The following is a 13,863-nucleotide window of genomic DNA, read 5'->3' as shown; positions in this document are numbered from 1 at the left end:
GACGTCATCTTACGCCCGGCGACCGTCCACCGACAGAGCGCCAGCGCCATAGGCGATGACATAGAGCAAGCCACCGGTGATCGCGAGGTTCTTGAGGAACGCGGTCATTTCCATCTGGTCGGCGAAATTGGTGTGGAAGATCAGCGCTGCAATGAGCGTGAATGCGGCCAGCGCAGCCGCCGCCCAGCGGGCCTTGAACCCGACCAGCAGCAGAATGCCGCCGACGACTTCGACGATGATCGTCGGCCAGATCAGGATGCCCGGCACGCCGAACGCTTCCATATAGCCGACATTACCCTCGATGGCCGGAATTTTGCCAAGGCCGGCAAGGATAAAGATAATGGCCATAAAGATGCGGCCGATTGTAGGGAGATAGGTCTGCAGGGAGGTCATGGTTCAATCCGTTTCATCACAATGCCCGAGTGATGCCCGAACCCCGGGCAATAGAGAACCATGGCCAGTGCTGACAGATTGTCTCGTAATCACGAACGATAAAATCTCTCCGCTCATCCCCACCCACACCATCGGGTCTCGCCCGAGGATGATTTGGGCCATAGCCACCGCTCGATGAACACCATCGCATGGACTCTGGTCCTCACGTTATGACGACAATCATTTTCTCAAATAATCCCGGGATTTAGGCCCCAACGCCGCGCCCCGCCCACGCGCCACGGGCTCTGGATCAAGCCCGAGGATCACGGTAGAGGGCTTGGCCAGCGCCAGTCTCTCCCACCAGCCCTCACGCGCCCATTCCCCATTGCCTTGCCGCCCCGCTTGAGGCAACACCGGTCTCGCGCGGCCAATGGGGTTTGTAGTGTTCGATATCTGGGTTCTCGTACTGCTCGGCTGCGTCGGTGTCATCGCAGGTTTCGTCGATGCCGTAGCCGGCGGCGGGGGATTGATCACCATTCCCGCTTTGCTGTCCGTCGGTATTTCCCCGGTCGGCGCCATCGCCACCAATAAGGCCCAGGCCATCGTCGGCACCACCATGGCCGCGTGGACCTATTGGCGAAAAGGCTACGTCTCGATCCTCTCGCTGGTCCCCGCCATCGGCGCTGCGCTCATCGGGTCGCTGCTTGGTGCCATCGTCGTCAAGCAGATCGATACCTCCGCGCTCGAAATCGCAGTGCCGCTCGCCGTTATCGCCGTCGCGCTCTATTTCACCTTTTCGCCGTCCATCAAGGACATCGACGGCGCGCCGCGTTTAAGCTTTGCCATCGCCCTGCCGATCTTCGCCTTCATCATCGGCTTTTACGATGGCCTGTTCGGGCCCGGCACCGGCTCGTTCTTCATGCTGGCCTTCGTGGCGCTGTTCGGCCTTTCCGCCGCCCGCGCCACGGCCCACACCAAAGTCCTCAACGTCGCGTCCAATCTCGCCGCTCTCGTGTTCTTCGTCTTCGCCGGCGATGTCGTCTGGCCGGTAGCCATCGTCATGGCATTGGGCCAATTGCTCGGCGGCTATCTCGGCGCCATCACCGGCATCCGCTTTGGCGCGAAAATCATCCGCCCGTTGGTGATCGGCGTCTCGATCATCCTGGCCGCAAAACTGTTGTTCTTCCCATAAAAAAGGCCGCACCAGGGAGAGGGTGCGGCCCGGAGGGACGGACCGTAAACGGGTCCGTTGAGGAGACTGTAGATTACGGCAGCAATACCGCGTCGATGACGTGGATCACGCCATTGGACGCTTCCACGTCGGCTGTCACCACATTGGCGGTATTGGACGCCGATACTGTCACGACACCGCCGGTATTGTTTACGGTCAGCGTCACGTCGTCATTGAGCGTGGGGACTTCAGTATCGCCTTCGGCGATATCAGCCGAAAGGATGGTCTGCGGCACGACATGGGCAGTGAGGATCGCCGTCAGGGCGTCGGTATCTTCCAGAAGACCTTCCACAGTGCCTTCGGGCAGGGCAGCAAACGCATCGTCGCTCGGGGCAAACACGGTAATGTCGGCAGTTGTCGAGAGCGCTTCCACCAGCCCTGCAGCTTCAGCAGCGGCCAGAAGCGTCGTGAACGTACCCGCTTCGGTTGCCACTTCGACGACATTGCCCGGCGCGGACGCCATCTGGGCGTAACTCGTCGCGGCCACGATCGGGCTCACGGTCATAAGCGACGCCAGCGCAAGTGTCTTGAGAGCAGTCATGATAATCCTCCGATTTGCATGGGTCTGTTCGGCCCGGTTTTGCCCGAACCGATGACCCCCAAAACGAAGCGTACATGGCCACGGATCAGGGTTAATTCTTCACAAAAACGTGCCGTTTCGTGAGTGATCCAGACAAGTCTGTCCAACGAACGCTGGCAGCAGCCAAACGGCCATCACAAACGAAAAGGGCAGCGCCGAAACGCTGCCCTTCGCGCCGCGCAACGTCCAAGCCTGCCCCCGGCAGGCGCCGTCAAAGTTGCGCCAACAAAAATGCGAACTGGAAATCGCAAACGAAAAGGGCAGCGCCGAAACGCTGCCCTTCCCGTTCGAGACCCGGAGAGGTCTCAATTCCTAAAGCGTTGGTGCCTGGACTAGAAGTCCATGCCACCCATGCCGCCCATGCCGCCGCCGCCCGGCATTGCCGGTGCGTCGGACTTGGGAAGCTCTGCGATCATCGCTTCGGTCGTGACCAGAAGGCCGGCAACCGAGGCAGCGTCTTCAAGAGCGGTACGAACGACCTTGACGGGATCGATGATGCCCATCTTGATCATGTCGCCATATTCGCCCGTCTGGGCGTCATAGCCGAACGTGTCCGAAGAATCGTCGAGGATTTTGCCCACGACAACCGAACCTTCGCTACCTGCGTTGTTGGCGATCTGACGGATCGGCTCCTGCAGGGCGCGCTTGACGATGGCGATACCGGCGTTCTGGTCGGCGTTTTCACCCTTGACGGTGAGAGCGTTCGAAGCGCGCAGCAGCGCAACGCCACCACCGGCAACGATGCCTTCTTCAACGGCAGCGCGGGTCGCATTGAGCGCGTCGTCGACGCGATCCTTGCGTTCCTTGACTTCCACTTCGGTCGAACCGCCGACCTTGATCACCGCAACACCGCCGGCAAGCTTGGCGAGGCGTTCCTGCAGCTTTTCACGGTCATAGTCCGAAGACGTTTCTTCGATCTGTGCCTTGATCTGGTTGACGCGGCCTTCGATGTCTTCCTTGGAACCCGCACCATCGACGATGGTGGTGTTTTCCTTGGTGATTTCGACGCGCTTGGCAGTGCCGAGCATGTCCAGCGTGACGTTTTCGAGCTTGATGCCGAGGTCTTCCGAAATCACCTGGCCACCGGTCAGGATGGCGATGTCTTCGAGCATGGCCTTGCGGCGATCGCCGAAGCCCGGAGCCTTGACGGCAGCAACCTTGAGGCCGCCGCGCAGACGGTTGACGACGAGCGTTGCGAGCGCTTCGCCTTCGACGTCTTCAGCAATGATCAGCAGCGGACGGTTGGACTGAACGACGCTTTCGAGAACGGGCAGGAGAGCCTGCAGGTTCGAAAGCTTCTTTTCGTGCAGAAGGATCAGCGGATCTTCGAGCGCTGCGACCATCTTTTCAGTGTTGGTCACGAAATAGGGCGACAGGTAACCGCGGTCGAACTGCATGCCTTCGACGACGTCGAGTTCGGTCTCAGCGGTCTTGGCTTCCTCGACGGTGATGACACCCTCGTTGCCGACCTTCTGCATCGCATTGGCGATCATCTCGCCGATGGCCTTTTCGCCATTGGCCGAAATCGTGCCGACCTGAGCGACTTCCGACGAATTCGAAATCTTGACGGCCTTGGCGCCGAGATTGGCGATGACTTCGGTCACGGCGAGATCGATGCCGCGCTTGAGGTCCATCGGGTTCATGCCGGCAGCGACGGCCTTGACGCCTTCGTTGACGATCGACTGAGCCAGGACGGTCGAGGTTGTTGTGCCGTCACCAGCGATGTCGTTGGTCTTGGACGCCACGGTGCGCAGCATCTGTGCGCCCATGTTTTCGAACTTGTCTTCAAGCTCGATTTCCTTGGCGACGGTGACGCCGTCCTTGGTGATGCGCGGTGCGCCGAACGACTTTTCGATAACGACGTTACGACCCTTGGGGCCCAGGGTCACCTTGACCGCATTGGCCAGGATGTTGACGCCGCGCAGCATCTTGTCGCGGGCATCGGTCGAGAATTTGACTTCTTTGGCAGCCATTTAATTCTGCTCCTTGCAAAAAATGAAAAGGGGGTCCGAAGGTTTTGGGCACGTCCAACTGGACGTGCGGCCAAAAATTAACCTTCGATCACGCCCATGATGTCGGACTCTTTCATGATCAGCAGGTCTTCGCCGCCAACCTTGACTTCGGTGCCGCTCCACTTGCCAAACAGAACGCGGTCGCCTGCCTTGACGTCGAGCGGAACGATCTTGCCGCTCTCGTCGCGGGCGCCTGCGCCGACGGAAACGATAACGCCTTCCGAGGGCTTTTCCTTGGCGGTGTCTGGGATGATGATGCCGCCGGCGGTCTTGGATTCGCTGTCGACGCGGCGGACCACAACGCGGTCATGCAGGGGACGGAAGCTCATGGTCGCTCCTTTGGAACGTAATTGTTGAGATGCAATTTCTCAGCTTTAGCACTCTAATGACAAGAGTGCTAGCAGCATGTGGCTGGAGATAGGAGAGGGGGCTGATGGAGTCAAGAATGCCGCACGCAAATAATTTTGCATCGACGCCCCCGGCTTGTTATGCGGGTTGGGGGCTTGCGACATTTCCCTATTCTGCGGACTGAAAAAGACGACACGATGACATATGAAAATCCCCCGTCCGCGACCGGCTGGAGTGCGCCCACGCTCACCGTGGTGATCCCGACCTTCAACGAACGCTACAACATCGCCCCGTTGATCGAAAAGCTCGAAATCGCCCTCGCCGGCATATCGTTCGAAGCCATCATCGTTGATGACGACAGCCCCGACGGCACCGCCGAACTCGCCAAATCGCTTGCCGCCGCAAAACCCCATGTGCGCTGCATCCACCGTGTCGGACGCCGTGGCCTCTCCTCTGCCTGTATCGAGGGCATGTCGGCGTCGGCCGCCGATTTCGTCTCCGTCATCGACGCCGACCACCAGCATGACGAATCGATCCTGCCCCAGATGCTCGCCGCCGCCCGCGATGGCGCCGATATCGTTGTGGGCTCGCGCTACACGGGCGAGGGGAGTTCAACCGAGGGCTTTTCCGCCGGTCGCCAAAAGGGCTCGGAAATCGCAACGCGCCTCTCGGGCATCCTGACCGGCAAGGCCCTGTCCGACCCCATGAGCGGTTTCTTTCTGCTGCGCCGTTCGCTCTTTAACGACATCGTCCCGCGCCTCTCCCGCGAAGGGTTCAAGATCCTTCTCGACATCATTGTCACAGCCAATCGCCGTAAATCGGGCAAGGTCGAGATTGCCGAAATCCCCTACACCTTCCGCCCGCGTTTTGCCGGCGAAAGCAAGATGAGCGCTCTGGTCGTTGCCCAGTTCCTCGGGTTGATCGTCTCCCAGATTTCTCGCGGTATCTTGCCCACCAGTTTCCTTCTGTTTTCCCTCGTCGGCGCCTCGGGCGTCCTCGTCCACCTCTCGGTCCTCACCTTTGCCTTCGAGGCGCTATCGTTCAATTTCGCCAACGCGCAATTGCTCGCAACGCTCGTCGCCATGACCACCAACTACCTGCTCAATAACGAACTCACCTACGCTGACAAGAAACTCCGAGGCCGCCGCTTCTGGACCGGCCTCTTGAGCTTTTACGCCGTCTGCAGCTTTGGTACCCTCGCCAACGTTTCGGTTGCCAGCGTCCTCTTTGAATCCCAATACGCCAACTTCCTCCTCGCCGGCATCGCCGGCGCCACCATGAGCGTCGTCTTCAACTACGCCGTCACCCGCATCTTCACATGGCGGTAGCTTTCCAGATGCGCCAGACCGTTACGCCCCAGACGCGTTATGACGCCCGGTGGCAATCAAACCCCACCCCCTCCATCCTGGGATTTATACCCGGGATGCAGCCGTGCGCCGTCCGGCGCGCGAAATGACACACGCGCTGCGCCCATGATCCATCCCGCCCCTCGCATCGGCCCCTTCACCCCCCTCACGGCCACGCTCATCCTCATCGCCGTGACCCTCGTCCTCCGCATCATCGGCGGCGCAGTCGTCGGTTGGGGCACGGGCGAAGCCTACTACCTAGCTTCGGCGCGCCAGTTCCATCTGTCCTATTTCGATCAGCCCCCGCTCTCGCTCTGGGTCATCTGGGCCACAATCGAGTTGACCGGCTCAGACGCTCTACTGGCGATCCGCCTGCCATTCATCCTGATGTTCGCCGTCTCCACTTGGCTGGCCTACGACATCATGGCCAAACTCCATTCGCCCCTGGCCGGGTTCTTCGCCGCGTTGATCGTCAACGCCTGCGTTTTATTCTCGCTTTCGGTCGGCTCATGGACGCAGCCCGACGCGCCGATGCTGATGTTCTGGCTAGCCACGGTCCGCGTGCTCATCTCGATCTTTTTCGGCTCGGGCGCCAAAACACCGTGGCGCTCATGGGGCCTCGCGGGCCTATTCCTCGGTCTTACATTTCTTTCCAAATACCACGCGGTTTTCCTCGCCGCCGGCACCGGGCTGTTCCTCATTTTCAATTCCACCCAGCGCCGCTGGATGGCCCACAGGGCCCCGTGGTTCGCGCTCCTCATCGCTTTGGCGATTTTCTCCCCGGTTCTCATCTGGAACGCGCAAAACGATTGGGTGTCCTTCGGCTTCCAGGGCGGCCGCGCCGTCGAAACCCCGACCGATCTGCGATGGGACGGCCTCATCCGCATGATTTGGGGCCAGCTGCTCTATATGGTCCCCTGGCTCGCCATCCCCGCACTGTTCGTGGGCGCAAAAGCCCTTGCTGCCGGCCCGCGCGGCCAGTTCCCCACCAAAACCGCCCCCGGCGCAGCAGCGCTGTTCGCCTATATCGGATGGCCCCCGATAATCCTCTTCACGCTCGTTGCCCTCTGGAGCGACACCCAGTTCCATTTTCACTGGCAGGCCCCGGGTTATCTCATGTTCTTCATGCTGATGGGCGCCTGGGCCGCCAATCGCGATGGCAGGGCCGTCCGCACCTGGCTGTTCGGCTCCGCGCTTACCACGCTCGCCATCCTGACGCTCTTGGTTTCCCACGCCGCCACCGGCTGGGCCCGCGCCGTCTTCCCCGGCGATTGGGAAGATCCCACGGCCCTCCAACTCCCCTGGACCGAACTCGGCCAGTCCCTCCAAATGCGCGGCGCCTTCGGTCAAGGCAATTTGTTCGCCATGGGCACCAACTGGATCGACTGCGGCTATATCGACACCCAGATCGGCGGCCGTCTGCCCTTCGCGTGCCTTGGCTCGGACATCCGCAACCTCGAATTCAACTTCGACCCCGCCAGCCACATCGGCTGGAACGCCTACATCGTCGAACAGACCTCCAACCCGGATCGCGTGATGGAGCGCTACGGCGCGATGTTTGAAACCATCGAGCACCTCGAAACCCTGACCATCACCAGAAACGGCCACCCCGAACTCACCGGCATCCAGCTGTTCTATGCAGAAGGTTTTGTCGGCGAGGACTGACAGCGAAAGGCAGAAAAAATGCTGACCCTCACCTTCACCGCCACCATCATTGAGTGGCGCGGCCCAGCCCCCTTCTTTTTCGCCCCCATCCCGCCCGAACACACCCCTGCCATCCGCGCCGCCGCCAAACTCGCCAGCTATGGCTGGGGCTGCATCCCCATAACCGCCACCGCCAACGGCACCGCCTTCACCACATCGCTCATGCCCAAAGAGGGCATCTACATGGTGCCCCTAAAGGACAAGGTCCGAAGGCCGCTGGGCCTGACTATGGGTGATGACGTGGAGATCGCACTCTCCATCTCCCCTCGCTAACCCCAAGCGTTACCTCACGTCCCCCGACACCACCCTCGGGCTCCCTTGAGAACCGTCGTGCTTCGCCTGACCTCAGCCCTGCCCACCCCCAACCGTCATCCCGGCCTTGAGCCGGGACCCAGAATGCTCCGCGCCAATTGAATGTCCGCAGCCCCAAAGCACCGCACCATCTCGGAGCATACTTGACCCCGGGTCTCCGCCTGGGACGACAGACTGTGTAAGCGGTGCGTGATCTGTCTCTCACCCTCAGACCCGACCGAGAAACACCCTGCTGCGGCGTGGCGCCCACCATCGCCACAACCCCCACCGACATCCTCGAGCTCGACCCGAGGACCCACGCTGCGTTTCTACACGGCGCATCGGTCTGTAGAGAGCGCCATCCCACCGGGAGGTGACTCAATCGCAGGCGCTCTAAGCCGCCCCGGCGCGATCCCACCCGATCTTCTTGCGATAAATCGTCGACGGGCTGATCTCGAGCGCTGCTGCGGCCTTGGCGATGTTGCCGCCGCAGGCGTCCAGCGCGTCTTCGATGATCTTTTGCTCCTGCTGCCACATGGGCAGGATTGAGGGCGCCAGCCGGGTGACGTTTGACGCGCCGCATTCGCGCGATTCGATATCGGCGGCCAGTGCCATCTCAGCGCTCACCGGGCCGCCGTCGAACATCACGACGACGCGCCGTACCAGGTTCTGCAATTGCCGCACATTGCCCGGCCATTCGCGGCAGACGAACAGATCGGCCACATCAGGCGCAAAGCCCGAAAAGCTCTTTTTCTCTTCGCTGGCGAACCGGGTGAGAAAATTCTGCGCCAGCGGCATGATATCGCCCGGTCGCTGCCGCAGCGGCGGCAGGTGGATCGGCAGTACATGCAGGCGATAAAACAGATCCTCGCGGAATTTCTTTTCGCTCACGAGTTGCATCGGATTGCGATTGGTCGCGCAGATAACCCGCACATCGACCGAACGCACCACCGATTCCCCAACCCGGGCAATCGTGCCGGTCTGCAGAAACCGCAGCAATTTCGATTGCAGCGCCAGGTCCATCTCGCCGATTTCGTCGAGAAACAGCGTACCGCCATCGGCCATTTCGATGGCGCCCTTGCGGTCCTCATGCGCGCCCGTATAGGCGCCCTTGATGGCCCCGAACACTTCGGTTTCCATCAACTCGCGCGGAATCGCGCCGGCATTGATGGCGATGAACGGCTTCTTAGCGCGCGGGCTGCGCGTATGGAGCGCTTCGGCGGTCACTTCCTTGCCCGTGCCGCTTTCGCCCGTGATGAACACAGGTGCCGCCGAGGGCGCAATCCGGGTGATCTGGTCGTAAATGGCGCGCATCTGCGGCGTGGTGCCGACGAAACCTTCAAAGTCGCTCGCAGCTTCCGGCAATGAATCTTGTGAAATGGCGCGCGCCTTTCCGTGTCGCTGACCCAGTTCGCCCAATCGGGCGGCCAGCACCGGGCCGGAAATGGGCAGGTTGAGATAATCATGGGCGCCGGCCCGCATCGCGGCCACCGCCAGAGACACCGAAGCGCCATCGGAAAGCGCTACGATCAGCGCGCCCTTGGCGGCGTTGGCCAGGGCCGAAAACGCAAACTCGAGCTGAGCCGCGACGTCTTCAAGGCTGCCGGTTTCGGCCAGCACGACGTCGAATTTACCCGCCCGCATGCTGCGGAGCGCTTGCTGCCCGGACGTGCAGTGAACCAGCGCGACACCTTTGCCCCAGTGCGAAAAAATCGCCGCCATCGTCACGCGCGACCGCTCGGGTGCGCTGTCGACGAGCAAAAGTTTAACGTCTGCGTTCGATGGGGTTCCATCACGCATCAGGCCGTCTCTCCCTGACAAACTGGTGGGCTCAAGGCTGCGATCACTATCAATCCATTAGGGTAAACAAACGGTTGGCAATTCCAGCTTTCGATAAGCCTCGCGCTTTTGCGTCCAATCGGGCGGTGATACAACAAAATGGCTGGAACATTGGTGATTCCCCTAATCGAGGCTCGGATCCGGGTGCAGGGACTGGTCTATATTTTGATGGGATTGTGCGGGGCCGGTCTCGGCTTCGCTGCCTATTTCCTGGCCGGGTTCACGCCGATCGAAGCCGTTCTGCTCGCCGGCGCCATATTTCTGGGGGGTGCGCTGATCGAAGAACGCGCCGCCCGCCGCCGCGCTTTTCGCCGTCTCGAGAAAGGCGTCGAGGAAATGGCGCGGCTGCTCGCTACCGACGCCAAGGCGGGGCAGGTGCTGTCCGAGCGCGTCAACGCCCTCGCCGATCTCGACCTCGGCCCGCGCCTGGATGTCATCGAGGCCGATATGAGCGTTCTGGGCACGGTCGTTCGCCAGGTCGCCGAGGCCGTCTCCGAGCTCGAAACCGCTCAGCAGTCCGGCACCATCTACCAGCCCACCCGCGTCGCCACCCCGTCATCCCCCGAAACGCGCCGCAGCCCCACGATCCCCCTCGCCGACGTCCGCCGCGCGCTCGACGAGGGCAGGCTGGTCCACAACGTCCAGCCCGTGCTCACCCTGCCGCAGCGCAAGCTGCACGCCAATGATCTGATCCCGCGCCTCGATATCGACGGCCGCCTCGCCGATCCGCCCGAATACATGCCGGTGCCCAATGCTGAGGGCAATGTCGTCCTCCGCCGCATCGACGCGCTTTGCGCCGAAGAAGCCATCCGCATCGTCCGCCGCGCCCGGCTGAACGGCGAAGCGATGCGCCTCATCGTCGATATCTCCCCCGCCAGCCTCGCCGACCGCTCGACCCTCGATCCCATCCTGACGCTGCTCGGCGCCAACCGTGCCGTCAATCCCGACATCGCCTTTGCGATCGACTATCACGACTGGGCGGAGCTCGATAAAGCCGAATCCGATGGTCTCGCCACCATTGCCCAGCAGGGCGCCGCGCTCGCCATCCGCGACACCACGACCCTGCGCCTCGATTTCGCAGCCCTCGCCGAAAAGGGCGTGCGCTACATCACCACCCCGGCCAGCAAATTCCTGAAACAGCCTTCGAGCTTGACCGACTTCCATTCCTCCGACATCAACGACTACATCAAGCGCTTCGGCATTAATCTGATTGTCACCGGGCTTGAAACCGAACCTGAAATCCTGGCCCTGCTCGACGATGGCGTCCGCCTCGCGCAAGGGCGCCCCCTGGGTGGCGTGACGGCGCTCCGCGACGATCTGCGCGACGAAGGCAACGACCAGTTGCGCCGCCTCGCTGCGCGCTGAAACCCCACCGGGCACCAAGAGAACAATAGAAAGTCACCGATGACCATTTCCGGCCCCACCAACGGTTTGTCCGCCCTGGTCGCCCGCTATCCGGCCATTCTCTCGGATGTCTGGGGCGTCGTACACAATGGCGTCGAACCCCATTGGAGCGCCGTCGAAGCTCTGGTGAAATACCGCGAGGAGGGCGGCCGCGTCGTTCTCATCACCAACGCCCCGCGCCCCGGCCCGTCGATCGTCGCTCAACTCGACGCCATGGATATTCCCCGTACCGCCTATGATGATCTGATCTCCTCGGGCGACGCCACCCGCACGCTGCTCGAATCCTGGCGCGGTCGCACCATCGCCCGCGTCGGCCCTGCGGTCGACGATGTGCTGTTCGAAGGTCTCGATCTCACTTTCGGCGGCGATCGTGAAGCCACCGCCGTCGTCGTCACCGATCTCGACACCGACGACGACACCCCCGACGATTACAATGACCGCATGGCCATCTGGCGTGAGCGCAATCTGCCGCTCATCTGCGCCAATCCAGACAAGGTGGTCGAAGATGGCGACCGCATCGTTTATTGCGGCGGCGCGCTGGCCGATGCCTATGAGGATATCGGCGGGCGCGTCATGATGGCCGGCAAACCCTACAGCCCCATCTATGAGCAGGCCAAGGCGATGCTCGACGCTGCCGCCAGCCATCATTTCGAAAAGCGCGACATCATTGCCATCGGCGATTCGATCCGCACCGATTCCATCGGCGCCGCCCAGTTCGGCATCGATCTGCTGTTCATCACCGGCTCCATCCACGCCGCCGAACTCGATGCGTTCAACAATCCTCCCGCTAAGCGCGTTGCCGATTTCGTCTCGGTCTCGCGCGCCAATATGGTCGGCTTCATGCCCCGGCTGGTCTGGTAGCTTGAGGCAGGGCGATTGAAACCCTCAAGCGCCGCCCGCTTTATCGCCGAACACTGCCCCGTCCAGCCCGTCCCCGATCTGCCCCACATCCATCTGCATTTGGCCGTGCCGCAAAGCGGTATCTGGCGCCTCGCCGCCGATGGCGAGCCGCCCTATTGGGCCTGGTGCTGGCCCGGCGGCCTCGCGCTGGCCCATCACATCGCCGCTAACCCGGAGATGGTCGAGGGCCGCCCCGTCATCGATCTGGGCACCGGCTCGGGCCTCCTCGCCATCGCCGCCGCCCTTGCCGGTGCTTCCCAAGTGACCGCCATCGACGCCGATCCTAACGCCATTGCTGCGACAACCCTCAACGCCGCCCTCAATACCGTCGCCCTCACCACCGAATGCCGCGACCCCCTCGACGGCCCCGCATTCGAGAATGCCACGATCTGCGTCGGCGATCTCTTTTATGCCGCCGACCTCGCCCTCCGCGTCACGACCTTCCTCGATCGCTGCCTTGCAGCCTCCTGCACCATCTGGGTCGGCGACATCGGCCGCGCAGCGCTTCCGCGCAACCGCCTCACGCCCGTCTCGTCCTGGACCATCGCCGATTTCGGGCACGGCGCCAGCGCACCCGATACCCCCAGCGTGGTTTACCGCTACAGCGCCATCCAGTGATCGGCAGGCCTTGCAATCTGGCGTCCGAAAGGGCACGTTCCGCCCGTTTTCGAAAGACCTCGAACGCAAGTCCGGAAAAGTGGAAACCGGTTTTCCGATAAGACTTGCGGCAAATCAAAAGATTAGAGCAGGTCAGCGATACAACGAAGAGCAGACCTGATCCATGACTTCCGGCGCCCCGTTCATCCGTCTCGACGGCCTTTCCGATGTCCCCCACGCCCTGCGCGGTGGGGTAGTGGCGATCGGCAACTTCGACGGTTTCCACCGGGGCCATCAACAGGTCTTCGCCGCGGCGCGCGACATGGCAAAAACCAAGGGCGTCCCGGCCATCGTCCTCACCTTCGAGCCGCACCCGCGCGACGTCTTTGCGCCAAATCCTTTCCTCTTCCGCCTCACCTATGCCGATCAGAAGGCCAAATTGGCCGAGGCGTCCGGCTTTGATGCTATCGTCGTCATGGAATTTTCCCGTGATCTTGCCGGCGTTGAAGCCACCGAGTTCGTTTCCAAATTCCTGATCGATGCCCTGCAGGTCTCGGGCGTCGTCGTCGGAGCCGATTTCCACTTCGGCAAGGCCAGGGCAGGCACACCCGATTTCCTCCAGCAGCAAGGGGACGAGCGCGGCTTTTCCGTCCGCATCTGCGACATGCTCGAAGACGAGGCCAAGTTCGTCTCCTCCTCGCGCATCCGCGAAGCTTTGGGCGGTGGCGATGTGGCGCTTGCCAATCATCTCCTTGGCTATCACTGGACATTTTCCGGCGAAATCGTCACCGGCGACAAGCGCGGTCGCGAACTGGGCTATCCCACAGCCAACATGGCCGTGCCTGCAACCTTCTCACTCGCCCAGGGCGTTTACGCCGTCAAAATCCGCATCGAGGGCGAACTGTTCGACGGCGTTGCCGCGTTCGGCAAACCCATGTTCGATAACACGCGCCCGCCGTTCGAAACCTTCATCTTCGATTTCGATCGCGACATCTACGGCCAGACCATCGAAGTGGCCCTCATTGCCTTCATCCGCGGTCAGTTGACCTTCGACGGCCTCGATCCCCTCATCGCCCAGATGAACGCCGACAGCGAAACCGCTCGAATTACCACCGCCCAGGCGCGCCCGCTCACCGAGCTCGACGCCGCCCTGGGCCTTGTTTCCGGCCAATAGGCGACCTCCGCCTCTTCTCGCTTCAAATCGTGCCAGTGGCACGATTTGAGGCGAGAAGGTCATGA

At 61.8% G+C, this 13,863-nt stretch carries 13 protein-coding genes; 8 read left to right on the top strand and 5 right to left on the bottom strand.

Annotation, left to right across the window (positions count from 1 at the left end; translation table 11 throughout):
- Positions 1–9 precede the first annotated feature (9 nt).
- Positions 10–393 (bottom strand): DoxX family protein, encoded by a 384-nt coding sequence (locus BLR31_RS06235; RefSeq protein WP_090593490.1) that lies wholly within the window; start codon positions 391–393, stop codon positions 10–12.
- Between the two features lie 421 nt (positions 394–814).
- On the opposite strand from BLR31_RS06235, the gene BLR31_RS06230 reads away from it, so the two are divergent.
- Positions 815–1,564 (top strand): TSUP family transporter, encoded by a 750-nt coding sequence (locus BLR31_RS06230; RefSeq protein WP_090593749.1) that lies wholly within the window; start codon positions 815–817, stop codon positions 1,562–1,564.
- 73 nt (positions 1,565–1,637) lie between these two features.
- Here the strand turns inward: BLR31_RS06230 and BLR31_RS06225 are convergent, their stop codons facing one another.
- The 3 genes from BLR31_RS06225 to BLR31_RS06215 all read right to left on the bottom strand — a co-directional run bounded on the left by BLR31_RS06225 (position 1,638) and on the right by BLR31_RS06215 (position 4,524).
- Positions 1,638–2,144 carry a fasciclin domain-containing protein gene (locus BLR31_RS06225; protein ID WP_211198793.1) on the bottom strand — a complete coding sequence of 169 codons (507 nt, stop codon included), beginning with the start codon at positions 2,142–2,144 and terminating at the stop codon, positions 1,638–1,640.
- 371 nt (positions 2,145–2,515) lie between these two features.
- Positions 2,516–4,156 (bottom strand): chaperonin GroEL, encoded by a 1,641-nt coding sequence (gene groL / locus BLR31_RS06220; protein WP_090593488.1) that lies wholly within the window; start codon positions 4,154–4,156, stop codon positions 2,516–2,518.
- A 77-nt stretch (positions 4,157–4,233) separates the two neighbouring features.
- Positions 4,234–4,524, bottom strand: a complete 291-nt coding sequence (locus BLR31_RS06215) for a co-chaperone GroES (RefSeq protein ID WP_090593486.1) — start codon at positions 4,522–4,524, stop codon at positions 4,234–4,236.
- A 216-nt stretch (positions 4,525–4,740) separates the two neighbouring features.
- On the opposite strand from BLR31_RS06215, the gene BLR31_RS06210 reads away from it, so the two are divergent.
- From BLR31_RS06210 to BLR31_RS06200, 3 genes are all read left to right on the top strand, one after another.
- Positions 4,741–5,871 carry a glycosyltransferase gene (locus BLR31_RS06210; RefSeq protein ID WP_090593744.1) on the top strand — a complete coding sequence of 377 codons (1,131 nt, stop codon included), beginning with the start codon at positions 4,741–4,743 and terminating at the stop codon, positions 5,869–5,871.
- A 144-nt stretch (positions 5,872–6,015) separates the two neighbouring features.
- Positions 6,016–7,554 (top strand): glycosyltransferase family 39 protein, encoded by a 1,539-nt coding sequence (locus tag BLR31_RS06205; protein ID WP_176762542.1) that lies wholly within the window; start codon positions 6,016–6,018, stop codon positions 7,552–7,554.
- Positions 7,555–7,572: 18 nt separating this feature from the next.
- The gene (locus BLR31_RS06200) at positions 7,573–7,866 is read left to right on the top strand and encodes a DUF1905 domain-containing protein (RefSeq protein WP_090593482.1); all 294 of its coding nucleotides are present in this window, start codon (positions 7,573–7,575) and stop codon (positions 7,864–7,866) included.
- A 411-nt stretch (positions 7,867–8,277) separates the two neighbouring features.
- Here BLR31_RS06200 and BLR31_RS06195 read toward each other — a convergent pair whose 3' ends face one another.
- A complete protein-coding gene (locus BLR31_RS06195) occupies positions 8,278–9,684 on the bottom strand; it encodes a sigma-54-dependent transcriptional regulator (protein WP_244504958.1) in 1,407 nt (468 codons plus the stop codon).
- Between the two features lie 138 nt (positions 9,685–9,822).
- Here BLR31_RS06195 and BLR31_RS06190 point away from each other — a divergent pair, with 138 nt between their 5' ends.
- The 4 genes from BLR31_RS06190 (at position 9,823) to BLR31_RS06175 (ending at position 13,798) form a co-directional block, all read left to right on the top strand.
- Positions 9,823–11,088, top strand: coding sequence for an EAL domain-containing protein (locus BLR31_RS06190; RefSeq protein ID WP_090593480.1), 1,266 nt, complete (start codon positions 9,823–9,825; stop codon positions 11,086–11,088).
- 39 nt (positions 11,089–11,127) lie between these two features.
- Positions 11,128–11,988 carry a TIGR01459 family HAD-type hydrolase gene (locus BLR31_RS06185; protein WP_090593478.1) on the top strand — a complete coding sequence of 287 codons (861 nt, stop codon included), beginning with the start codon at positions 11,128–11,130 and terminating at the stop codon, positions 11,986–11,988.
- Positions 11,989–12,003: 15 nt separating this feature from the next.
- The gene (locus BLR31_RS06180; protein ID WP_090593475.1) at positions 12,004–12,645 is read left to right on the top strand and encodes a class I SAM-dependent methyltransferase; all 642 of its coding nucleotides are present in this window, start codon (positions 12,004–12,006) and stop codon (positions 12,643–12,645) included.
- A 163-nt stretch (positions 12,646–12,808) separates the two neighbouring features.
- Positions 12,809–13,798: a bifunctional riboflavin kinase/FAD synthetase gene (locus BLR31_RS06175; protein ID WP_090593472.1), complete on the top strand. Its 990-nt coding sequence runs from the start codon at positions 12,809–12,811 to the stop codon at positions 13,796–13,798.
- The last annotated feature ends 65 nt before the right edge of the window (positions 13,799–13,863 follow it).

This window comes from Pelagibacterium luteolum (assembly GCF_900100665.1).
GTDB classification, from domain to species: Bacteria; Pseudomonadota; Alphaproteobacteria; order Rhizobiales; family Devosiaceae; genus Pelagibacterium; species Pelagibacterium luteolum.
Note: the sequence above shows the minus strand (reverse complement) of the source record. Positions and strands in the feature narration are given on the sequence as shown.